The 22448-nt window shown below is 70.2% G+C and carries 23 protein-coding genes; 11 read left to right on the forward strand and 12 right to left on the reverse strand.

What is annotated here, in order from left to right:
• The first annotated feature begins 13 nt into the window (after positions 1-13).
• The 3 genes from L6E10_RS00955 to L6E10_RS00965 are packed head-to-tail and all read left to right on the forward strand — an operon-like array spanning position 14 to position 2073.
• Entirely contained in the window at positions 14-367 is a 354-nt protein-coding gene (locus L6E10_RS00955; RefSeq protein WP_236215877.1) for a hypothetical protein, read from the forward strand.
• A complete protein-coding gene (locus tag L6E10_RS00960) occupies positions 355-801 on the forward strand; it encodes a YbaB/EbfC family nucleoid-associated protein (RefSeq protein ID WP_236215878.1) in 447 nt (148 codons plus the stop codon). The genes L6E10_RS00955 and L6E10_RS00960 overlap by 13 nt, the downstream gene beginning before the upstream one ends.
• 54 nt (positions 802-855) lie before the next feature.
• Entirely contained in the window at positions 856-2073 is a 1218-nt protein-coding gene (locus L6E10_RS00965; RefSeq protein WP_236215879.1) for a primosomal protein, read from the forward strand.
• A 51-nt stretch (positions 2074-2124) separates the two neighbouring features.
• Here the strand turns inward: L6E10_RS00965 and L6E10_RS00970 are convergent, their stop codons facing one another.
• Complete coding sequence (locus tag L6E10_RS00970; RefSeq protein WP_236215880.1) at positions 2125-3222, reverse strand: adenosine deaminase; 1098 nt, start codon at positions 3220-3222, stop codon at positions 2125-2127.
• Between the two features lie 359 nt (positions 3223-3581).
• On the opposite strand from L6E10_RS00970, the gene L6E10_RS00975 reads away from it, so the two are divergent.
• Together L6E10_RS00975 and L6E10_RS00980 are read left to right on the forward strand one after the other, a co-directional pair.
• Positions 3582-4958, forward strand: coding sequence for a hypothetical protein (locus L6E10_RS00975; protein ID WP_240009855.1), 1377 nt, complete (start codon positions 3582-3584; stop codon positions 4956-4958).
• A 196-nt stretch (positions 4959-5154) separates the two neighbouring features.
• On the forward strand, positions 5155-6630 hold the full coding sequence (locus tag L6E10_RS00980) for a serine/threonine-protein kinase (protein ID WP_236215882.1): 1476 nt from the start codon (positions 5155-5157) through the stop codon (positions 6628-6630).
• Here the strand turns inward: L6E10_RS00980 and L6E10_RS00985 are convergent.
• The 6 genes from L6E10_RS00985 to L6E10_RS01010 all read right to left on the reverse strand — a co-directional run bounded on the left by L6E10_RS00985 (position 6627) and on the right by L6E10_RS01010 (position 13415).
• Complete coding sequence (locus L6E10_RS00985) at positions 6627-7901, reverse strand: thymidine phosphorylase (RefSeq protein WP_236215883.1); 1275 nt, start codon at positions 7899-7901, stop codon at positions 6627-6629. The two genes, L6E10_RS00980 and L6E10_RS00985, sit on opposite strands and share 4 nt — an antisense overlap.
• Positions 7898-8287 (reverse strand): cytidine deaminase, encoded by a 390-nt coding sequence (locus L6E10_RS00990; RefSeq protein ID WP_090067213.1) that lies wholly within the window; start codon positions 8285-8287, stop codon positions 7898-7900. Before L6E10_RS00990 ends, L6E10_RS00985 begins: the two co-directional genes overlap by 4 nt.
• Complete coding sequence (locus tag L6E10_RS00995; protein ID WP_236216163.1) at positions 8280-9521, reverse strand: ABC transporter permease; 1242 nt, start codon at positions 9519-9521, stop codon at positions 8280-8282. Before L6E10_RS00995 ends, L6E10_RS00990 begins: the two co-directional genes overlap by 8 nt.
• An 8-nt stretch (positions 9522-9529) precedes the next feature.
• On the reverse strand, positions 9530-10603 hold the full coding sequence (locus L6E10_RS01000) for an ABC transporter permease (protein ID WP_090094839.1): 1074 nt from the start codon (positions 10601-10603) through the stop codon (positions 9530-9532).
• Positions 10603-12201, reverse strand: coding sequence for an ABC transporter ATP-binding protein (locus L6E10_RS01005; RefSeq protein ID WP_236215884.1), 1599 nt, complete (start codon positions 12199-12201; stop codon positions 10603-10605). The genes L6E10_RS01000 and L6E10_RS01005 overlap by 1 nt, the downstream gene beginning before the upstream one ends.
• 80 nt (positions 12202-12281) lie before the next feature.
• Positions 12282-13415 carry a BMP family protein gene (locus L6E10_RS01010; protein WP_236216165.1) on the reverse strand — a complete coding sequence of 378 codons (1134 nt, stop codon included), beginning with the start codon at positions 13413-13415 and terminating at the stop codon, positions 12282-12284.
• Positions 13416-13988: 573 nt separating this feature from the next.
• Between L6E10_RS01010 and sdhC the strand changes: the two genes are divergently transcribed.
• The 4 genes from sdhC to L6E10_RS01030 are packed head-to-tail and all read left to right on the forward strand — an operon-like array spanning position 13989 to position 17381.
• A complete protein-coding gene (sdhC, locus tag L6E10_RS01015) occupies positions 13989-14411 on the forward strand; it encodes a succinate dehydrogenase, cytochrome b556 subunit (protein ID WP_090094836.1) in 423 nt (140 codons plus the stop codon).
• 3 nt (positions 14412-14414) lie between these two features.
• The gene (locus tag L6E10_RS01020) at positions 14415-14822 is read left to right on the forward strand and encodes a succinate dehydrogenase hydrophobic membrane anchor subunit (protein ID WP_090094835.1); all 408 of its coding nucleotides are present in this window, start codon (positions 14415-14417) and stop codon (positions 14820-14822) included.
• Between the two features lie 22 nt (positions 14823-14844).
• Positions 14845-16599 carry a succinate dehydrogenase flavoprotein subunit gene (gene sdhA, locus L6E10_RS01025; protein ID WP_236215885.1) on the forward strand — a complete coding sequence of 585 codons (1755 nt, stop codon included), beginning with the start codon at positions 14845-14847 and terminating at the stop codon, positions 16597-16599.
• On the forward strand, positions 16599-17381 hold the full coding sequence (locus L6E10_RS01030; RefSeq protein ID WP_090094833.1) for a succinate dehydrogenase iron-sulfur subunit: 783 nt from the start codon (positions 16599-16601) through the stop codon (positions 17379-17381). The genes sdhA and L6E10_RS01030 overlap by 1 nt, the downstream gene beginning before the upstream one ends.
• A 450-nt stretch (positions 17382-17831) precedes the next feature.
• On the opposite strand, the gene L6E10_RS01035 is transcribed toward L6E10_RS01030, so the two are convergent.
• Positions 17832-18746 carry a hypothetical protein gene (locus L6E10_RS01035; protein WP_236215886.1) on the reverse strand — a complete coding sequence of 305 codons (915 nt, stop codon included), beginning with the start codon at positions 18744-18746 and terminating at the stop codon, positions 17832-17834.
• A 29-nt stretch (positions 18747-18775) separates the two neighbouring features.
• Complete coding sequence (locus L6E10_RS01040) at positions 18776-18979, reverse strand: LPXTG cell wall anchor domain-containing protein (RefSeq protein WP_236215887.1); 204 nt, start codon at positions 18977-18979, stop codon at positions 18776-18778.
• Between L6E10_RS01040 and L6E10_RS01045 the strand changes: the two genes are divergently transcribed.
• On the forward strand, positions 18963-19361 hold the full coding sequence (locus tag L6E10_RS01045) for a hypothetical protein (protein ID WP_236215888.1): 399 nt from the start codon (positions 18963-18965) through the stop codon (positions 19359-19361). The genes L6E10_RS01040 and L6E10_RS01045 overlap by 17 nt on opposite strands.
• 97 nt (positions 19362-19458) lie before the next feature.
• Here L6E10_RS01045 and L6E10_RS01050 read toward each other — a convergent pair whose 3' ends face one another.
• Together L6E10_RS01050 and L6E10_RS01055 are read right to left on the reverse strand one after the other, a co-directional pair.
• Positions 19459-19809, reverse strand: coding sequence for a hypothetical protein (locus tag L6E10_RS01050; protein ID WP_236215889.1), 351 nt, complete (start codon positions 19807-19809; stop codon positions 19459-19461).
• 10 nt (positions 19810-19819) lie between these two features.
• Positions 19820-20047 (reverse strand): SCO4848 family membrane protein, encoded by a 228-nt coding sequence (locus tag L6E10_RS01055; protein ID WP_090094830.1) that lies wholly within the window; start codon positions 20045-20047, stop codon positions 19820-19822.
• 61 nt (positions 20048-20108) lie between these two features.
• Here L6E10_RS01055 and L6E10_RS01060 point away from each other — a divergent pair, with 61 nt between their 5' ends.
• A complete protein-coding gene (locus L6E10_RS01060; protein WP_236215891.1) occupies positions 20109-21377 on the forward strand; it encodes a D-alanyl-D-alanine carboxypeptidase family protein in 1269 nt (422 codons plus the stop codon).
• A gap of 67 nt (positions 21378-21444) precedes the next feature.
• Here L6E10_RS01060 and yhjD read toward each other — a convergent pair whose 3' ends face one another.
• Positions 21445-22431, reverse strand: a complete 987-nt coding sequence (yhjD, locus tag L6E10_RS01065) for an inner membrane protein YhjD (RefSeq protein WP_236215893.1) — start codon at positions 22429-22431, stop codon at positions 21445-21447.
• Positions 22432-22448: the final 17 nt, after the last annotated feature.

Here is a 22448-nt window from a genome sequence, read left to right on the forward strand (position 1 = left end):
GGGGGTGATCGAGGTGGACGACGACGTCGAGCGCGCCGCGCGGAAGGTGCGCGAGGTCGAGCAAGCCGTGTCGGAGCGCGTCACGCACACAGGACCCATCACGGGTCGTGCGTCCTCTCCGGACGGCGCGGTGACGGTGGTCGCCACACCGGGAGGCCCGCCGCAGCAGGTCGTGGTGAGCCCGGCGGCGTTGCGGATGGGCCCGCAGGGTCTCGCCGCCGAGATCATGCGCATCGCGGACAGGGCGCGGCGCACCGCGAACACCCGGCTGCACCAGGCGCTGGACCGGGTCGTCGACCCGCGCGAGCTGGCGGCGATGGGGATCGAACGCGGGCAGGACGAGGACGACTTCGGGTGGCACCGGTGAACGAGGAGCGCATGCGGGCCACCGAGCAGCTCCGGCGCGATCTCGCCGTCCTGACCGCCACGGTCGAGCACCCGAACGGGCTGTGCACGGTCACGGCGTCGCCGGCGGGCGAGATCAGGGCCCTGCACCTGCACCCGGCGCTGCTGCGGCAGGGCGCGCAGGCCGTCGGCCAGGTCGTCACCGAGACCGTCCGGCTCGCGACGAACGCGGCCGTGCAGACGAGCTTCAACAAGACGGCGCTGGCCCTCGGCGACGGGATGGCGATCGACGTCGAATCGATCGCGGGCGACTCACCCTTCCGGTCGACGTGGAACCCCGTCGCAACACCGAAAGCCCCTGCTGAGCAGGCACCACCGGAGCGCAGGCCGCGGTCCCCGCGCGTCGAGGACACCGACGACGACGCTTTCTTCGACAACCCCTCGTGGCTTCGGTGATCAGCACCGTTAGGCTCGTCGACGGCATCAGGCAGGCGTGACCGGGAGGTCAGGATGGCGCAGGACATCGTCCCCATCGAGCTGGGGCTGACGCAGGGTGACGTGGTCACGCTGTGGGCACCCCGCTGGCGCGAGAAGGGCGAAGAGTGGGAGGCGTTCCTCGGCGACGAGGAAGACCTGTTCGTCTTCCCCGACGCCGCGCACCTCGCCGCCTTCGTGCGCACCGCCGAGGAGCACGACCTGACCGATCACCCCGCGTGGCCGGTCGTGCCGTCGCTGGGTGTCGCGGACCTGTCCCCGGACGACAACCACCAGTTCGACCTCGTCGGCGTGCCCGAGCTCGTCGCGGAGGACCCGGACACCTGGACCATCGGCGAGCTCGCCGACGTGATCGCGATCGTGCGCTCGCTCGCGGAGGTCTGCGACCTGGAGAAGGTCCACGAGGTGCTCGACAGCGCCGAGGGCTTCTCGCTGCTGCCGCAGGGCACGCTGCCGTTCAGCGGCCGTGACGGCGCGAAGCTGTGGGCCGAGCTCTCCGAGGTCGTCTCCGAGAAGTGGGACGAGGTCCTCGACGCGATCGACGGCGTGGTGAACACGCCGGACGTCCCGGACAAGGAGCTCGCCGTCGCGCAGGAGGAGCTGGCCGCGCTCGAGGCCGAGACGGCCGCAGCCGCCGCCGTCGACTCCCCCGCGGAGGACTCCGACGACGAGACCGAGGAGCCCACCGGCTTCTGGGCCGAGGTCGGCGTCGACCCCATCAAGATCATCACGTCCGCCGGCGAGTTCTACACGCTGCGCTGCTACCTCGGCGACGACCCGGTGTTCCTGGGCCGCCGGGGCAAGATCGAGGTCTTCGGCTCGCCGCGCGCGCTGAGCCGCTTCGTCGCCGAGAACGACGAGCACGACCTGGCCGAGGTCGAGACCTGGAACGACATCAAGGTCAAGGCCACCGCGGGCGAGCTCGACGTCGAGGTGGACGACGACAACGTCTACGTGCTGACCGGCATCGCCGAGGACATGGAGGAGGGCCCCGACTCCCTCGACCCGCAGCAGCTCGACCTCGCCGTCGAACTGTTCGAGGACGCGGCGGAGTGGGCCGAGGACGAGTCCGTGAAGGACGCGCTCGCCTCGTCCGAGTCGCTGGGCTGGCTCGTGTCGTTCGTCGTGTCCCCGGACCCGACGCGCCTCGCGCCGTCCGCTCCCTACGACGCCGAGGTGGCCGCGTTCCGCGAGCTGCAGGCGAAGTTCGAGGACCGGCTCAACGTCAACTGATCCCCGTCCGACGCGAAGGGCCGCTCACGCACGTGAGCGGCCCTTCGCCGTTCAGGACCGCGCCGACAGCGCCGCGTACCCCGGCTTGACCAGCTCGTTGATGATCGCGAGCCGCTCGTCGAACCCGATGAACGCCGACTTCATGGCGTTGATCGTGAACCACTGCAGGTCCGCCCACCCGTAGCCGAACGTCTCGGCCAGCGCGGCGAACTCGCTCGACAGCGTGCAGTCGCTCATCAGGCGGTTGTCGGTGTTGACGGTGACGCGGAACCGCAGCTTGGCGAGCAGGCCGATCGGGTGGTCGGCGAGCGTCCGGGCGGCGCCGGTCTGCAGGTTCGAGGTCGGGCACATCTCCAGCGGGATGCGGCGGTCGCGGACGTACGCGGCCAGGCGGCCCAGTTGGACGGTGCCGTCGTCGTCGGAAACCTTGATGTCGTCGACGATCCGCACGCCGTGGCCGAGGCGTTCGGCGCCGCAGTGCTGGATCGCCTCCCAGATCGACGGCAGGCCGAACGCCTCGCCGGCGTGGATGGTGAAGTGCGCGTTCTGCTGACGCAGGTACTCGAACGTGTCGAGGCCCCTGGTGGGAGGGAAGCCCGCCTCGGGACCCGCGATGTCGAAGCCGACGACGCCGAGGTCGCGGTAGCGGACGGCCAGCTCGGCGATGCGCAGCCAGCCCTCGTTCTGGCGCATGGCGCAGAGCAGCGTGCCGACGCGGATCGTGCGGCCGGTCTCGGCGACGCGGGCGGTGCCGACGCGGAAGCCCTCCTGGACGGCTTCGACGACCTGCTCCGGGGAGAGGCCCTTCTCGGTGTTCAGCTCGGGGGCGTAGCGGATCTCGGCGTAGACGATTCCGTCGGCCGCCAGGTCCTCGACCGCCTCGGCGGCGACGCGGACCAGGGACGCCTCGTCCTGCATGACGCCACACGTGTGGGCGAAGCCTTCGAGGTAGCGCACGAGCGAACCCGAGTTCGCGTTGTCGCGGAACCAGCCGCCGAGGACGCCCGCGTCGGTGGTGGGCAGGCCCCGGTAGCCGGAGGCATCGGCGAGTTCGATCACCGTCTGCGGGCGGAGGCCACCGTCGAGGTGGTCGTGCAGCAGGACCTTCGGCGCGCTGCGGATGGTCTCCAAGGTAAGCGGCGTGGACATCACTACACGTTACTCCAGGCGACACGCCGCTTCAGCGTCGACCGAAACGATCTTCGTGGCGGTATGGTCATGTGCTCGTTCACCGTTGTTGCAGATCCGTGATCAGCAACTTTCTGCAACGAAGGCGGCGCTCAAGTCACCCCAAGGTAGGAACATCATCCGTGGCTACTGTGCGCTTTCGACCGGTGACTTGGCGTTCAGCGTAGTCAGGTAGCCTGATCGGGTTAGCTCGCCGTCCGCGCCCAGCCTTTTTCGGTCGGGGGTGGTACAGAGTCGCGCCGCGACGCGGATAGGCTCCCGTGGTCTCCCCTCCCCTTGGACGAAGGCACTCAGCCGTGACAGAGAACAACAACTCCACGATGAGCTTCGATCGGATGCGCAACATGCTCACGCGCGCCGCGGAGATCCGTGAGAGCGAGCAGCAGCAGATCTTCGACGCGCTGGACGAGATCCACGCCCGGATGTCGCCTCTGGAGTCGCTGGGTTCGGTCCGCAAGCGCCTGTCGGAGCTCCCGGACCGCACTGAGGTCAGCGTTCTCGCGGAGCGCCTGGACGAGGCCCTCGCCAAGCTGGAGGCCCAGGACAACGCCGTCGCCGGCATCGGTCGCGCGGTCGACGCCCTGGTGGACAAGCTCGCCAAGCCGTTCGCGCAGCTGGACGGGCGCCTCGACGGCGTCGCCGGCCGCTTCGAGGGCGTCGCGGGCCGCATGGACGGGCTGGAGGACAAGCTCGCCAGCATCCACAAGCGCATCGACGACCTCGACGGCCACCTGGACAAGCAGGACGGCAAGGTCGACGCGATCCCCGGTGCGGTCACCACCCCGCTGCGCGAGCGCGTCGAGGCCCTCGAAGCCGCGCTGCGCGGCCGTCTCGACGAGGTCGACGAGGGCGTGCACGAGCACCTCGACGGCACCCGCGAGGCGCTGCAGAAGATCCTCGCCGAGTCGTTCTCGGGCATCCACGGCCGCGCCGACGAGCAGCGCGACGCCCTCGCCGCCGCGCGCGCCGAGCTGGCCGCCGCCGTCGCCGAGAGCCGCGCCGAGCTGGTGACCGCGGTGACCGACCGCCACGACCAGCTGGCGGGCGCGCTCGCCGAGACCCGCACCGAGCTGTCCGGCGCCGTGGCGGAGACCCGCGGCGAGCTGGCCGGCACGGTCGCCGAGACCCGCGACGCCCTGGCGTCGTCGCTGGCCGAGACCCGCACCGAGCTCGCCTCCGCCGTCGCCGACACGCGCGACGTCGTCAACGGCAAGCTGGACGAGGCCCGCACCGCCCTGTACGCGGCGATCGAGCAGTCCCGCGACCAGGTCGACGCCGCCGACCGCCTCGAGTCCCTGGCCCGCCGCCTGGAGCTCGTCACCTCGCAGCTCGACACCATGACCAACCGCCTGGACAAGGTCGAGGACGGCTTCGCGGCCCGGATCTCCGAGCTCGGCGGCAGCGTCGACGCGGGCCTCTCGAAGGTCGCCGAGACCGTCGGCGCCCGCCCGGACACCGACGCGCTGCAGTCCCTGGTCCGCAAGTCGAACCAGGAGTCGGAACTGCGCATCGGCGGCCAGCTGGACGAGGCCATGGCCACGTTCGCCGAGCTCATCCTCGGCGGCGGCTCGCCCACGCCTCCCCCGCCGCCCACCGCCCTGCCCCGCCCGCAGCGCCGCACCCGCAAGAACGGCGGCCCGAAGCCGGCGGGTGGCAAGGACATGGACGACGACGACCTGGCGGCCGAGGGCGCCTGATCGCCTGAGCCCTCCACCAGGAACGGCCCCGGAGCAACGTCGCTCCGGGGCCGTTCCGTTTTCCGGCGCCCCACAAGCCAAATGAGACGTGCGCTCCGATCGAACCAACGGCGCGCGGCACGTGACTGCTGGGGGAGCGCTCACCCGACCGGAGCTATGCTCGCCGGAGCTGGGGGGCGTCCAGAAGGGGTGGTCCGTGCAGCAGCAACACCGAGTCGTCGCCAACCGCTACACCCTGCTCGCCGAGCTCGGCAGAGGTGCGATGGGTGTCGTGTGGCGCGCCCAGGACCAGCTGCTGGACCGCGCGGTCGCGCTCAAGGAGCTGCACCCGCCGCAGGGCATCGCCGCCGAGGAGCGCACCGTGCTGGAGGAGCGCATGCTCCGCGAGGCGCGCACCGCGGGCAGGCTGAACCACCCGGCGGTCGTCACCGTCTACGACGTCGTCCGCGAGGACGGGCGCACCTACCTCGCGATGGAACTGGTCGACGCGCTCGATCTGGCGAGCCTCGTGCAGCGGCACGGGCCGCGCGACTCCACCTGGATGGCCGGGGTCGCGTTGCAGGTGCTGGGGGCGCTGGAGGCGGCGCACCAGGCCGGGATCGTGCACCGGGACGTCAAGCCCAGCAACGTCATGGTGCGGCCGGACGGGGCCGTGAAGCTCACCGACTTCGGCATCGCGCAGGCGATGGACGACCCGCGGCTCACCCACAACGGCGGGATCGTCGGGTCACCCGCGTACATGTCGCCGGACCGGCTGAGCGGCTGGGAGGCCTCGCCCGCGTCCGACCTGTGGGCGCTCGGCGTCACGATCGCCAACGCCGTCGAGGGCATCAGCCCGTTCGAGCGGACGTCCACGGCGTCGACGCTGCACGCCGTCATGAACGAGCCGCCGGTGCTGCGGCTGGCCTCGCCCGCGCTGGCGCAGGTCATCCGCGGGCTGCTCGCGGTCGACCCCGCGCAACGCCTGACCGCGCCCCAGGCACGTCAGATGCTGGTCGCGATCGCGCAGGGCACGGCGCCGGTTCCGCCGCCGCAGCAGCAGAAGAACGGCGGTCGCAAGAAGAACAAGCTCGTCGTGGCCGGTGCGATCGCGATCGGCGCCGTGGTGCTGGCGGGCGCGGCGTTCGCCGGGTACCAGGCCTTCAAACCGGAGGACACCACCAACGCGGGTCCGAGCACCACGAACCCCGCCTCCGGCGAGCAGAACTCCACCGAGTGGACCGAGGCCTCGCAGCTCCCGGTCGGCGCGCCGCTGCCGTCCCGCCGCATCGCCACGTTCGGCCGCGGCGGGGACGTGCCCGAGTGGAACCTCTCCGGCACGCAGTGCGCCAAGGACTTCCTCATCCAGGGTTCGCCGGTGAGGTCGGACGTGCCGTGCGACGGCCCGCACGGCATCCAGCTCTTCTCGGCCGCGACTCCGATGTGGGACAAGCCGATGGACTCGCCGTACCCCGGGGTGGAGTGGCTGGCGGACTTCACGAAGAACTACTGCACCGAGCAGTTCAAGGTGATCGAGCCGAAGAGCAAGGAGCCGCTGGGCTTCACCGGCCTCATCCCCACGCAGAAGGAGTGGGATGCCTACCAGGACGTCGCCGCGCCGGGCCGCCAGGAGGTCCTGTGCGTGGTGTGGAAGCAGGACAGGACGCCCCTGGCGGGCTCGCTCGTGGATTAGCCCCGGATGGTGTCGATCACCAGCGGCGACCGCTCCGCCGCGGAGTCCGTGACGGACCAGGCACCCTCCAGCGCCTGCAGGGCGCCGGCGACGGAGTCCGGGGTGTCGGTGCGCAGCTCCAGCAACGGCTGCCCGGCCGCGACGACGTCGCCGGGCTTGGCGAGGCAGAGCACACCGGCACCGGCCTGCACCGGGTCCTCCTTGCGCGCCCGGCCGGCGCCGAGCCGCCACGCCGCCACGCCGACGCGGTAGGCGTCCAAAGTGGACAGCACACCGGCGGCCGGTGCCTCCACGACGTGGCGGTGCGCGGCGACCGGCAGCGGAGCTTCCGGATCGCCGCCCTGGGCCCGGATCATCCGCGCCCACACCTCGTAGGCCTCGCCGGAGGCCAGCACAGCGGCCGGGTCGGCGGAGATCCCGGCCAGCGACAGCATCTCCGACGCGAGCGCCACGGTCAGCTCGACGACGTCGGCGGGACCACCGCCGCGCAGCACGTCGACGGACTCGGCCACCTCGACCGCGTTGCCGACGGCACGGCCCAGCGGCACGGACATGTCCGTCAGCAGGGCCGAGATCCGCACGCCGTGCTCGACACCGATGGCCACCAGGGCCTCGGCGAGGGCACGGGCGGAGGGCAGGTCCTTCATGAACGCGCCGGAGCCGACCTTCACGTCCAGCACCAGCGACTCGGCACCTTCGGCGATCTTCTTCGACATGATCGAGGAGGCGATCAGCGGAATGGCCTCGACGGTCCCGGTGACGTCCCGCAACGCGTAGAGCTTGCGGTCCGCCGGAGCGAGTCCCTCGGTGGCGGCGCACACGACCGCACCGACCGAGGACAGCTGGTCGAGGATCTCGGCGGTGGACAGCGCGGCCCGCCACCCCGGGATCGACTCCAGCTTGTCCAGGGTGCCGCCGGTGTGGCCGAGGCCGCGGCCGGACAGCTGCGGCACGGCGGCGCCGCAGGCGGCGACGAGCGGTGCCAGCGGCAGCGTGATCTTGTCGCCGACGCCGCCCGTCGAGTGCTTGTCCACGGTCGGGCGGTCGACGTGCAACGACAGCCGCTCACCCGACGAGATCATCGCCTGCGTCCAGCGCGCGGTCTCGGCGGCGGTCATCCCGTTGAAGAAGATCGCCATCGCCAGCGCGGACATCTGCTCGTCCGCGACGGCACCGCGCGTGTAGGCGTCGACGACCCAGTCGATCTCCGCGTCCGACAGCGCACGGCCGTCGCGCTTGGCGCGGATGACGTCCACGGCGGAAAGGCTCACGGCAGGTCCTCCGGTCCGAACGCGTCCGGCAGCACCGACGACATCGGCAGGATCCCGGACGGGGTGTCCACCAGGCAGTCGCGACCGCCCAGCTCGTACAGCACCTGACGGCACCGCCCGCACGGCATCAGCAGCTCACCGGCACCGGACCGGCAGGCGACGGCGACGAACCGGCCGCCGCCCGTGAGCTGCAGCTGGCCCGCCATCGCGCACTCGGCGCAGAGCCCGACCCCGTAGGAGGCGTTCTCGACGTTGCAGCCGGTCACGATGCGGCCGTCGTCGCACAGGGCCGCGGAGCCGACCTGCAGTCCGGAGTACGGGCAGTGGGCGAACGACGCCGCCTCCACCGCCCGTGCCCGGAGCAGGTCCCAGTCGACCTCAGCCACGGCGGTACACCAGGCCGTCGGCCGCGGGCATCCGCAGCCGTTGCGACGCCACGGCCAGCACGGCCAGCGTCACCATGTGCGGCGCGTACGAGACGAACTCGCTCGGGATCTCGTCGAGGCTGATGTACAGCAGGTACAGCAGCACGGCGACGACGATCGCGGCCGCGGCGGAGAACCACTTCCGGCGGACCAGCTGCCACACCACGATCACGCCGAGCAGGATCACCACGCCGTAGACGAGGCCGAGCACGGTCTCGCCGCCCGAGCGCAGCTGCAGGCCGTCGGCGTAGCCGAACAGCGCCGCACCGCCGAGCAGGCCACCGGGCCGCCAGTTGCCGAAGATCATCGCGGCGAGGCCGATGTAGCCGCGGCCACCGGTCTGACCCTCCAGGTAGGACAGCTGGCCGGGGTTCAGCACCAGCGCGGCGCCGCCCAGACCGGCGAGACCACCGGAGACGATCACGGCCACGTACTTGTGGAAGTACACCTTGACGCCCAGCGAGTCCGCCGCGTGCGGGTTCTCGCCGACCGAGCGCAGGCGCAGGCCGAAGCGGGTGCGCCAGAGCAGGTAGTACGACAGCGGCAGCAGCAGGATCGCGAGCATCGTCAGCGGCGAGACACCCGTGACGAGGCCGCGCAGGATGCCGGCGACGTCCGAGATGAACACGCGCTGGCCCGCCTCGAGCTCGCCCAGCCAGTCGGCGAAGCCCGCCGCCGAGTACGTGTCGAACGGCGTGACCGGCGGCGACTGCCGCGGGTTGTTCGACAGCGGCAGGAAGATCAGCGTCGACAGGTACTTCGTCAGGCCGGCGCCGAGCAGGTTGATCGCCACACCGGAGACGATGTGGTTGACGCCGAACGTGACCGTCGCGATCGCGTGCAGCAGCCCGCCCAGCGCGCCGAACACGACGGCGGCGACGACCGCGGCCCACGGACCCCACTGGTAGCCGGCCCACGCCGCGCCCCAGGTGCCCATGATCATCATGCCCTCGAGGCCGATGTTGACCACGCCGGCGCGCTCCGCCCACAGACCGCCGAGACCGGCGAGCAGGATCGGCAGCGCGAGGCGGACCGCGGTCTGCGTCGTGCCGGACGACGTGAGCTGCGGGAAGTTCGTCAGGTACGACGTCGTCGACAGCAGCACGATCGCGCCCGCGACGCCGAGCATGCCGACCGCCCAGCCGGGGATCTTGCGCTTGCGAGGCGCCGCCGGGACGTGGGGCTTCTCCTCCATCGTCGTGATCACGCGGCACCTCCGACAGTTCCGAGCTCGCGGCCGACGCGGCGCTGTTCGGCAGCGAGCTCGAAGCGGCGCACCACCTCGTAGGCGACGACGACCGACAGGACGATCGAGCCCTGCATGATGGTGACGATCTCCCTGGGAACGCCGACGTTGTCGAGCGCGAGGCCCGACTTGTCGAGGAACGCCCAGAGCAGCGCGCCGAAAGCGATGCCACCGGGGTGGTTGCGGCCGAGCAGCGCGATCGCGATGCCCGAGAAGCCGATGCCCGCGGTGAAGTTCAGGCTGAACGTGTGGTCGCGGCCGAGCAGCTCCGGCAGCGAGATGAGGCCCGCGATGGCCCCGGAGAGCAGCATCGAGACGAGCACCATCTTCTTGGCGTTGACGCCACCGGCCGAGGCGGCGGTGGACGACTCGCCCGAGGCCCGCAGCTCGAAGCCGAACCGGGTCTTGTTCATCATCACCCAGTAGCCGACGCCTAGGGCGATGGCCACGAAGATGAAGCCGAACATCGTGCCGCCGCCACCGAAGCTGATGCCGGGCATCCAGCCGCTCTCCGGGATCTCGGCGGTGCGGATGTTGTTGCCCCGCAGCTCACCGAAGACGTCCCGGCGGATCAGGTAGGCGGACAGGCCGATCGCCAGCCCGTTCATCATGATCGTCGAGATGACCTCGTTGACGCCCCGCGTCACCTTGAGGATCGCGGGGATCGCGGCCCAGGCGGCACCGGCGAGCGCCGCCACGACGATGATCACCAGCGTGTGGATGCCGGGGGGCAGCGCGATCGAGCCGCCGACGACGGCCGCGATGACCGCCGCGACGCGGTACTGGCCCTCGACACCGATGTTGAACAGGTTCATCTGGAACCCGATCGCCACCGCGAGCGCCGCGATGTAGTAGATGCCCGTCGAGTTGACGATGTCGACGAGCGTCGAGCCCTTGCCGACCTGCGTCACCATCGCACCGAACGCGCTGAGCGGGTTCGCGCCGGAGATGACGAGCGCCACGCCGCACAGCAGCATCGAGAAGACGATCGCCAACGCGGGCGGCAGGAGTTTGCCGCGCAGGTGTCCCATCAGTTCGCGCCTTCCTCAACTACCGCGGTTCCGTGCGCAGTGCCGGTCTCCTGCACGGAAGCACTCGTCGCACCCGCACCCGTCATCGCGCTGCCGAGGTCCTCGGGCGTGACGGTGTTCGGGTCGGCGTCGGCCACCAGGCGGCCGCGCAGCATGACCTTGATCGTGTCCGAGAGGCCGATCAGCTCGTCCAGGTCGGCGGAGATCAGCAGCACCGCGAGACCGGCGGCGCGGGCGCGCTTGATCTCGTCCCAGATCAGCGCCTGCGCGCCGACGTCCACACCGCGGGTCGGGTGGGAGGCGATCAGGAGCTTCGGGTCGCCGGACAGCTCGCGGCCGACCACCAGCTTCTGCTGGTTGCCACCGGACAGGGCGGCGGCGGGCACGTCGATGCCGGGCGTGCGGACGTCGAAGTCCGCGACGATCCGCTCGGTGTCCCTCTTCGCGCCGTCGGTGTCGAGCCAGATGCCCTTGGACGTGGGCTTGCGGGTCTGGTAGCCGAGGATCCGGTTGTACCAGAGCGGCTGCGTGAGCAGCAGGCCGTGGCGGTGGCGGTCCTCCGGCACGTAGCCGATGCCCGCCTCGCGCCGGGCGAGCGTGCCCAGCTTCGTGAGGTCGGCGTCGAGCAGCGTGATCGTGCCGCTGCCGGCCTTGCGCATGCCCATGATCGTCTCGACGAGCTCGGTCTGGCCGTTGCCCTCGACACCGGCGATGCCGACGACCTCGCCGGAGCGGACCACCAGGTCGACGTCGTCGAGGATCGGCCGCGAGCCGTCGGGGGTCATCAGCTTGAGGCCCCGGACGTCCAGCACGACCCTGTCGGTCACGGTGGACTCGCGGGTCTCCGGGCTGGGCAGCTCGCTGCCGACCATCATCTCGGCCAGCTGCCGCGACGAGACGGTCTTCGGGTCCGCGCTGCCCACGGTCGTGCCGCGGCGGATCACCGTGACCGAGTCCGCGATCGCGCGGACCTCGTCGAGCTTGTGGGAGATGAACAGGAACGTGTAGCCCTGCTCCTGCATGCCGCGGACGGTGTCGAAGAGCTCGTTGACCTCCTGCGGCACGAGCACGGCGGTCGGCTCGTCCAGGATGATCACCTTGGCGCCGCGGTAGAGCACCTTGAGGATCTCGACGCGCTGGCGGTCGGCGACACCGAGCTGCTCGACGAGCACGCCGGGGTCGACGTTCAGCCCGGTCTTGCCGGAGAGCTCGATGATGCGCTTGCGGGCCTTCTGGCCGATGCCGTGCAACGCCTCCGCGCCCAGGACGACGTTCTCCTGGACGGTGAGGTTGTCGGCGAGCATGAAGTGCTGGTGCACCATGCCGATCCCGGCCTTGATGGCGTCCGACGGCGTGCGGAACCGCACCTGCTCGCCGTTCACCTCGATGGTGCCCTCGTCCGGCGGCTGCATGCCGTAGAGGATCTTCATCAAGGTGGACTTGCCGGCGCCGTTCTCACCGCAGAGCGCGTGCACCTCGCCACGGCGGACGGTCAGGTGGACGTCGCTGTTGGCGACCACACCGGGGAACCGCTTGGTGATGCCGGTGAGCACCACGGCGGGGGGATCGTCCGTCGGTGCGGACGTGGAACTGCTCATCGTCGAGTGCTCCTCCTACCACGCACCAGGCCCTGTGAGGGGCAAATCCTCACAGGGCCCGGTGGTGTGTGGCTTTCGGACTACGGCTTGTCCTTGACCTGAATCTTGCCCTCGATGATCTGGGCCTTGTAGCCCTCGAGGATTCCCTGCAGCTTCGCGTCGATCTTGCCACCCGACGTGGAGTAGCCGACACCGTTGACCTTCAGGTCGAAGACCTTCGGCAGCGACGCGAGGTCGTTCTTCGCGACGGCCTTGATGAAGTCGAAGACCGCGACGTCGACGCGCTTGAGCATCGACGAGACGATGACGTCCTTGGTGTCGGCGACGGTCGCCTGGTTGTACTGGTCGGAGTCGACGCCGATCGCCAGCGCGCCCGCCTGCTTGGCGGCCGAGAAGATGCCCTTGCCCGACGCACCGGCGGCCTGGTAGATCACGTCGGCGCCCTTGTCGATCTGGCCCTTCGCGGCCTCCTGGCCCTTCGGCGCGTCCTGGAAGCCCGTGAAGTCACCGGCCGGGGTGATGTACTTCTTCTCGACCTTGACCTTCGGGGCGGCGGTCGTCGCACCCTGGACGTAGCCGGCCTCGAACTTCTGGATCAGCGGGATCTCGACGCCGCCGACGAAGCCCACGTGGCACTTCTTGCTCTGGTACGCGGCGATGACACCGGCCAGGAAGGAGCCCTCCTGCTCGGCGAAGAGCAGCGGCGTGACGTTGGTCGCGCCCTCGACGGCCGAGTCGACCAGGCCGAACTTGACGTTCGGGAACTCCGGCGCGACGACCTTCAGCGACTCGGCGTAGGCGAAGCCGACACCGATGATCGGGTTGAAGCCCTCGGACGCCAGCTGGCGCAGACGGGTCTGCTTGGCGGACTCGTCCTCGTTCGGGGCGGCGGAGAGCTCGCGGGTGTTCTCCTTCTTCACGCCCAGGTCCGCGATGGCCTTGTCGAGACCGGCGGCGGCGGAGTCGTTGAACGACGCGTCGCCACGGCCACCGATGTCGTAGGCCAGACCGATCTTCAGCGCGCTCGCGTCCACCTTGTCACCGTTGGCGGCGCTGGTGTTCGAGGTGGCGGGCGCGGACGGAGCCTCGGCGAACTCGCAGGCGGCGCCGGTACCGGCACTCCCGTTGTTGCTGCCGCCACCCGAGTCCTTCGCGCAGGCGGCCATAGTCATCACGCTGGTCAACGCGATCGCGGCGACCGCGACACCACGCATACGACGACGCACGGCTCGTCTCCTCCCTGAGGTTCCTCCCCAACGACGTTGTTGGGTCCTAGACGCGGCACCGTACCTCTTAGTAACCAACCCCGTTGCCGCCAGCACCTACAAAGACCCCTATCGGTTACGCATTCGACGCTTTGGCCGCACGAGTGGTGATCACTCGTGTTCACCCCGTGGCGAAAAGTCCACTTCCACCGCTTCTCGGCTCCAATCGTCGTCCAAACGGCCCAACGGCGCCCGCCGATCTGCTTCGATGATCGACAAAACGCTGCGGCGCCGTTGAACCAATGCCCGGCTTCCCGTCGCGTGACAGGCGGCAAGTGCCCTTGCCGAGGACGACGTGCCTGGTCCGCGGCGGAGACCGGGCCGCCGTCCGCTGTGGCGTGCACCGCATTTCCGGATCGATAAAGACCGCTTGGTGGATCGACAGCGTGTCTCATCGATCACAGAGCGGGTGCGCCTGCTGGGAGTGTTCCAACGTGCGGGACTAGGATTTTCCGGTCATGGTCGGACGAGAACGGACTTGTTCGCCGACCACACCACCACTGACGTTGGAGGCCGCGGCGCATGACCAGCGCAGGCGCACCCGAGCGGTCGGGCACCACCCGAGGGGGTGGGACGCTCTACCGCGGTGATCTGGGCATGTGGTCCTGGGTCGCCCACCGGATCACCGGTGTCCTCACGTTCTTCTTCCTCTTCACCCACGTGCTCGACACCGCCCTGGTGCGGGTGTCCCCCAACGCGTACGACGCGGTGATCGAGACCTACAAGAACCCGGTCGTCAACCTCTTCGAGGTCGGCCTGGTCGGCGCGGTGCTCTACCACGCCCTCAACGGCATCCGCGTCATGCTGGTGGACTTCTGGGAGAAGGGCGCCAAGTACCAGCGGGCCATGCTCTGGACCGTGCTGGGCGTCTGGGTGCTCGTGATGATCCCCGGCTTCTACTTCATGATGGAGCGCACGATCTCCGACCTGCTTGGGGGTCACTGAGCCATGTCCCTCGCACTCGACAAGCCCCGCTCGCCCCGGCGCCCCTCGGCGCGCCGCAGCAACGGCGAGCTCTACAGCTGGCTGTTCATGCGCCTCTCCGGCCTGCTGCTCGTGGTCCTGGTCCTGGGCCACCTGTTCATCATGAACATCCTGGACGGCGGCGTCCACAAGATCAACTTCGGCTTCGTCGCCGGCCGCTGGGCGTCTCCGTTCTGGCAGTTCTGGGACCTCGCGATGCTCTGGCTCGCGCAGATCCACGGCGGCAACGGCGTGCGCACGGTCATCAACGACTACGCCCGCAAGGACTCCACCCGGTTCTGGTTGAAGATGCTGCTCTACGTGTCGATGGTCCTGATCATCTCGCTCGGCACGTTCGTGATCTTCACCTTCGACCCGAACATCTCGAACTGACCCGCGCGGGGAGCCCACCACAATGCAGTTCCACAAGTACGACGTAGTCATCATCGGCGCTGGTGGTGCCGGAATGCGCGCGGCGATCGAGTCCGGCCAGCGCGCCCGCACCGCGGTGCTCACCAAGCTCTACCCCACGCGTTCGCACACCGGCGCGGCCCAGGGCGGCATGTGCGCCGCCCTCGCCAACGTCGAGGAGGACAACTGGGAGTGGCACACCTTCGACACGATCAAGGGCGGCGACTACCTGGTCGACCAGGACGCCGCCGAGATCATGGCGAAGGAGGCCATCGACGCGGTCCTCGACCTCGAGAAGATGGGCCTGCCGTTCAACCGCACGCCCGAGGGCAAGATCGACCAGCGCCGGTTCGGCGGCCACACGCGCAACCACGGTGAAGCCGCCGTGCGCCGCGCCTGCTACGCCGCGGACCGCACCGGTCACATGATCCTGCAGACGCTCTACCAGAACTGCGTCAAGCACGGCATCGAGTTCTTCAACGAGTTCTACGTGCTCGACATCTGCCTGACCGAGACGGAGAACGGCCCGGTCTGCACCGGTGCCGTCGCCTACGAGCTCGCGACCGGCGAGATCCACGTCTTCCAGGCCAAGTCCGTCGTGTTCGCCACGGGTGGTTTCGGCAAGGTCTTCAAGACCACGTCGAACGCCCACACGCTGACCGGCGACGGCATGGGCATCGTCTTCCGCAAGGGCCTGCCCCTGGAGGACATGGAGTTCTACCAGTTCCACCCGACCGGCCTCGCCGGTCTGGGCATCCTGCTGACCGAGGGCGCGCGAGGCGAGGGCGCGATCCTGCGCAACGCCTCGGGTGAGCGGTTCATGGAGCGCTACGCCCCGACCATCAAGGACCTGGCGCCGCGCGACATCGTGGCCCGCTCGATGGCCCTCGAGGTGCTCGAGGGCCGTGGCGCCGGCCCGAACAAGGACTACGTGCTCCTGGACTGCACGCACCTCGGTGCCGAGGTCCTCGAGACGAAGCTGCCGGACATCACCGAGTTCGCGCGCACGTACCTGGCCGTCGACCCGGTGCACGAGCCCGTGCCGGTCTACCCGACCGCGCACTACGCGATGGGCGGCATCCCGACGAACATCCACGGCGAGGTGCTGCGGGACAACGACAACGTCGTTCCCGGCCTCTACGCCGCGGGCGAGTGCGCCTGCGTCTCCGTGCACGGCGCGAACCGCCTGGGCACGAACTCGCTGCTGGACATCAACGTCTTCGGCCGCCGCGCCGGCATCGCCGCCGCGGAGTACGCGCTGTCCCGCGAGTCCCACGTGGACCTGCCGGAGAACCCGGCCGCGGCCGTCGAGGCCCAGGTCGCGCTGGCGCTGTCGGAGCACGGCCAGGAGCGCGTGGCGGACATCCGCACCGAGCTGCAGGCCACCATGGACGCCAACGCGTCCGTGTACCGCACCGAGGACACGCTCAAGCAGGCCCTGCACGACGTGCAGGCGCTCAAGGAGCGCTACGCCCACATCTCCGTGCAGGACAAGGGCAAGCGCTTCAACACGGACCTGCTGGAGGCCGTCGAGCTCGGCTTCCTGCTGGAGCTCGCCGAGGTCCTGGTCGTCGGCGCCCTGGCGCGCAAGGAGTCCCGCGGCGGCCACGCCCGCGAGGACTACCCGAACCGCGACGACACGAACTTCATGCGCCACAGCATGTTCTACAAGCAGGGCGAGGGTCTCTCGGCGGACATCCGCCTCGACTACAAGCCCGTGACCTTTACCCGGTACAAGCCGATGGAGCGCAAGTACTGATGACCGCCACCGCTGAAACCACTGCTGGCTCGCGCGGCTCCCAGCCGCCGGTTCCGGACGGCGCTGTCACGGTCACCGTCAAGATCCGCCGGTTCAACCCGGAGGTCGACGACGAGCCGCGCTGGGACTCGTTCGACATCCCCGCGCTCCCCTCGGACCGCGTGCTGAACCTCCTCCACCACATCAAGTGGTACGTGGACGGCACGCTGACGTTCCGCCGCTCCTGCGCCCACGGCATCTGCGGTTCCGACGCCATGCGCATCAACGGCGTCAACCGCCTGGCCTGCAAGGTCCTGCTGAAGGACCTGCTGCTCAAGGGCGACAAGCAGACCACGATCACCATCGAGCCCATCAAGGGCCTGCCGGTGAACAAGGACCTGCTCGTCGACATGGAGCCGTTCTTCGAGGCCTTCCGCGCCGTCAAGCCGTACCTCGTGACCTACGGCAACGAGCCGACGCGCGAGCGCATCCAGTCCGTCGCCGACCGCGAGCGGTTCGACGACACGACGAAGTGCATCCTGTGCGCCTGCTGCACCACGTCGTGCCCGGTGTACTGGACCGAGGGCTCGTACTTCGGGCCCGCCGCGATCGTGAACGCGCACCGGTTCATCTTCGACTCGCGCGACGAGGGCGCTGAGGAGCGGCTCGACATCCTCAACGACATCGACGGCGTGTGGCGGTGCCGCACCACGTTCAACTGCACCGACGCCTGCCCTCGTGGCATCCAGGTGACGAAGGCGATCCAGGAAGTGAAGCGGGCGCTGCTGTTCAAGCGCGTCTGAGGTTCTTCTCGGGTGCTTCGAGGCGCCGCGCTCCCGGTGGGGGCGCGGCGCCTCGCCTTTGTGCGGGGTGGCGGGCTCGGCGCTGCGTGGCGCGGGGGTGAGTGGGCCTGGATCGCGCGTCTGCAGGGACGTGGATCGGCCGGCAGCGGTAGCCGGCAGCGGTAGCCGCCAACCCGCGCGCCTCGACTCACGCCCTGACACGAGGTGACCGCGCCAGCGGCCCGGCGTCCGGGAGCGGACGACGGCACCAGGGCTGCGGCATCCGCCACTCCGCACACCGAGGTGACCGCGCCAGCAGCCCGGCGTCCGGGAGCGGACGACGGCACCAGGGCTGCGGCATCCGCCACCTCCGCACACCGCGCCGCCCGGCGTCCACGCCCACCAGCCCGGCACCCGCCAGCGCCTCCAGCGCGCACCCCGGCGCACGGGCCCGCACCGACTCGACCCCGGTCAGCTCACCTCCACGATCCGCACCGGAGGCCGAGGCCGAGCGGCCGCCGCCCGATGCGCCTTCCTCAACTCCGCGGCCACCGCCTCCGGGTTGTCCCGCAACCGGGTGGGCAACGTCTGCACCACCAGGATCCCGGCAGCGGCGTACCGGCTGTTGCGCGCCAAGGTGCGTTCGTAGTCACGCGGCCCGTAGTGGAACGCCCGCGAGTCGATCTTCCAGGCGAGCCCCACGTCGTCGTACCAGGCGTCCGGCCGGCCGATGATGACGCCGTCGGCGCCGGCGAGCGTGACGTTCCAGTGCGCGGTGGTGAGCCGGATGCGGCGCGACAACCGGCGGGCGTCCCGCTCCGCCACCGATTCCGCGCGCCCCAGCTCCTCCAGGACGGCGCGGACCAGCGCGGTGCCGTAGCGGTTGACGCGGGCCTCGGCGGCCAGGTCCGAGGGCGAGCAGCGACCCTTCTGGATGGCGGCGGCCACGAGCGCGGTCGCCTCGTCCGCGGAACGCAGCCGGCGGCAGGCGTCGACCACGGCTCGGGCGCAGGACACGACGGGGAAGCCGCCCACGTCCACGGCCGGGGGCACCGGGTACACGCGTTCGGCGATCAGGCGGCCGCTGCCGCGCACGGAGCCCGGCACCAGGAGGTGGATCTCCTGGCCGCGGGCGGGGAGACCGTGGCGGCGGCAGGCTTCGGCGCCGGTCACCACGGCTCCCGGGCCCGCGCGCAGCAGGGCCGCGGTCAGGTGCTGGTCCGGGGTGGGCGGGCCGTTGTGCAGCAGCACGACACCGGGGTACATGCGCTGCCACGGCCCGCCCGCGGCGCATCGCCGCCAGGGGTTCGAGACGCCCAGGGACTTCAGGGCGCCGGCACTGATGACGCCGAGATCGCTGCGTTCACGCAGGTGTTCGATTCGCACGTCACCAGTGTGACGAGGAACACCGACAGTCAGCGGCGGGTGAGCCGCCTGGCGCGCTCGATCGTCAGCAGTGCCGCGCCGCCCACGAGGAGCAGCACGCCGAGCAGGAGCATCCACGTGGTCGAGGCGCCGGTGTCGGCCAGGCGGTTGTCCTGGTGGTGCACCGGAGGCGACGCGACGTTCTTGGTCGTCGACGTGTGCGGGGTGGTGTGCGACGTGGTGGTCGTCGTCACCGGTGACGTCTTCGTGCCGGACGTGGTGGTGGTCACCGGCGTGGTCGTGGACGAGGTCGTCGACCCGGACGTCGTCGTGGACGTCGAGGTCGGCGGACTGGTCGTCGAAGAGGTCTTGGTCGACGACGTGGTCGTGGTAGTGGTGGACGTGGTCGTGGACGGCTTCGTGTGCTTGGTCTTCGAAGTCGTCGTCGTGGGCGTGGTCGTCGACGACGTCGGAGGCTCCTCACCTCGCGGCGACGGCGCGCGCCATCCCGGGCGTTCCTGCGGGCACCACGCAGCGGCGCACACCCGGCCGTCCCCGGAGGCCGAGGCTTCCGGGGTGGCACCGTGCAGTGCGACGACCGTCAACACCGCGCCGGCGGCGAGCACACCGATATAGGCGATACGTGACATGCCACGGATGGTTGCGCGCCGGTACAGCAGGTCGCTCGGGAAGAACGCCCACGTCACCCGCCAGTGCGGGCGACACCGCCCGATCAGGTCCAGAAGACGGCGACACCGATGTTGAGGACGACCAGCGAGGCGGCGGTCGGCAGGAGCCAGGACGGCGCCTTCGGCTTGTTCACGTTGATCGCGACGACGGCGGCGATGGCGACGACGACGAGCAGCTTCACGCCGATCTTGACGTGGTCGTACTCGACCGAGTCGACCAGGGGGTCGATGCCGACCAGCGCGATGCCGGTGAGCAGCTGCAGCGCGGCGCCGTGCAGCCAGCCCTTGTTGACCGGCGCGTCCTTGCCGGCCCTGGCCTGCAACATGATCATCGCGACGAGCATGCCCATGCCCAGCAGGTGCAGGAACACCAGCAGCAGGCGTACGAACTCCACAGCGTTGTCCTTATCGACGTCGGGTGGCGAGGTAACCGCGCACGCCCAGGACGCCGATGACGGTGCCGAAGACGAGCGAGGCGATCACGAGCACCAGGTGCACGGTGAAGAACGCGGTAGGTCCGTCGCCGAACGAACGGGGGTCCTTCCAGATGTTCTTCAGGAACGTGGGCCAGATCACCCACGACCACACTCCGAAAGCCACCAGGAAGAGTGACATCGGGCGCGAGAGCTTCACGGCGACCAGTATCGGACGTGGTGCGTGCAAGCCTCTAAACGGGGGTGGATAGCCTGGAGGCGTGCCCTTCACCCAACGGCTCATCGTCGCCCTGGTCCTAGCAACGGCCACCGCCGCGTTCGCCGCACCGACCGGCACCGCACAGCAGGCCGCCGGCACGGCGCAGTGCGCTAACCGCGAGACCCCGCCGCCCCCGGTCGACACGTCCGAGCAACCGGCTCCCGGCCAGAAGGCCCCGACGCCGCTCGAGGTGCCGGAGAAGCCCGTCGGTGGCGACCGCCTCGGCGAGTGCGGACTGATCCTGCCGCCGAACTCGGCGCAGCCGCCCAGCGGCATCACCGCGGCGACGTGGCTGCTCGCGGACATGGACAGCGGTGCCGTCCTCGCCGCGTACGACCCGCACGGCCGTCAGCGCCCGGCGAGCATCATGAAGGTGCTCCTCGCGATGGTCGTCGCCAAGGAGCTGCGGGGCGACCTGGTCGTCACCGCGAGCGCCGAGGACACCCAGCAGGAGTGCACCTGCATCGGCCTGCGCGACGGCGGCCAGTACACGGTCCGCCAGCTGCTGCACGGCCTGTTGCTCACCTCGGGCAACGACGTGGCGCACACGCTGGCCCGCCAGCTCGGCGGCGTGCCGAACGCCCTGCGCAAGATGAACGCGATGGCCAAGGAGCTCGGCGCCCTCGACACGCGCGCCGTGACGCCGTCCGGCCTCGACGGCCCCGGCACCAGCACGTCGGCCTACGACGTCGCCCTGATCTTCCGCGGCGCGATGAAGTACGAGGAGTTCGCTCAGGCGATCAAGCTGCAGCAGTCGCAGTTCCCCGGCCGCAACGGCGGAACGATCATGTTGCAGAACGACAACCGCCTGCTCACGAGCTACCAGGGCGCTCTCGGCGGCAAGACCGGCTTCACCGACGACTCGCAGCACACCTACGTGGGTGCCGCGGAGCGCAACGGCCGCCGTCTCGTCGTGGTCCTGCTGCGCGGGCAGCAGACGCCCACGCGCATCGACGCCCAGGCCGCGAAGCTGCTCGACTACGGCTTCGCGATGGGCCCCGGCGGTGTCGGCAAGCTCGTCGACGGCGCCCCGCAGCCGAAGCCGAACGTCGTCCCGACCCAGCAGAACACCGACGCGGGCGACGAGGCCGCCGTCGACGCGAAGACGGGCCGCCCGACGCCGACCGCGTTCGGCACCGTCGGCCTCCCGATCACGGCGGCCGCGGGCCTCGGCCTCCTGGCCGGCCTGGTCCTCTTCGTCCGCAACAAGCGGGCCAAGGCGGCGCGGGCACGCCGCCAGGCCCAGCAGCAGGCGGCACAGGGCTTCTGAGGCACGCGAGACGACGGCCCCGGCGCACCCGCGCCGGGGCCGTTCTCGTCCGAGGAAGCGTTCAGGACTACTTGCGGCGCCACCGGAACCCGAGCAGCGCACCCGCGAGCGCGCCCGCCCCGAGCATCAGCGACGGGGAGGGCCCCTGCCGCACCGACACCACGGGCTGGATCACCGCGGGCGGAGGCGCCTTCACGACCTCCGGCTCCTGGTTCTCCCGCGCGGTGGCCGTCCAGGCCGTGATGAACAGGATGAACTGCGCCACCAGGTTCGCGAACACCAGCACACCGATGACCGAGCCGAACGCGGCCGAGGTCGGCGACTTGGTCGTGAACGACAGGAAGACCGTCGCCGTCTGCTTCAGGATCTCGAACCCGACCGCGCCGGCGAACGCCCCGCGGATCGCGCTGCGCCACCCCACGGGCTTGCGCGGCAGCCGGGAGAGCACCCACAGGAACACGAGCCAGTTCGCGAGCAGCGACAGCACGATCGTGCCGATCCTCAGCAGGACGTGCGCCCAGCCGGCGTCCTGCAGCCCCATCCAGCGCAGGACCAGCTCGGCGAACCCGGTGCCGAGGGCCGTGATGCCGAACGACAGCACGATCGCGAGGCCCAGGCCGACCAGCGACAGCACGTCGCGCCAGAGCGTGCCGAGGAACGGCAGCTCCCCCTTGGCCTGGCCCCACTGCGCCGTCAGGGCGTCGCGGAGGTTGCTCATCCAGCCGAGACCGGAGTAGGCGGCACCGAGCAGACCGATGACGCCGACGGTGCCTTTGGAGTCCAGGGCGGTGTCCACGGCTTCGTTGATCTGCTCGCGCAGCGAGGCGTCCGGCACCGCCTCGGCGATGCTCTGCCGCAGCGACGCCAGCAGGTCCGGCTGCGACTGCAGCACGAAACCGGCGACGGCGAACCCGATCATCAGGATGGGCACGAGCGAGAGCACGCTGAAGTACGTCACCGCAGCGGCGTGCTGTGCGCCGTACCTCTGGTCGTAGCGCTCGTACGCACGAATGATGTGGTCGAACCACGCGTACTTCCGCCGCCACTTGTCCACGGCGAAGACGCTAGTGC

Origin of the sequence: Lentzea sp. CC55, assembly GCF_021056325.1 — a bacterium.
GTDB classification, from domain to species: Bacteria; Actinomycetota; Actinomycetes; order Mycobacteriales; family Pseudonocardiaceae; genus Lentzea; species Lentzea jiangxiensis.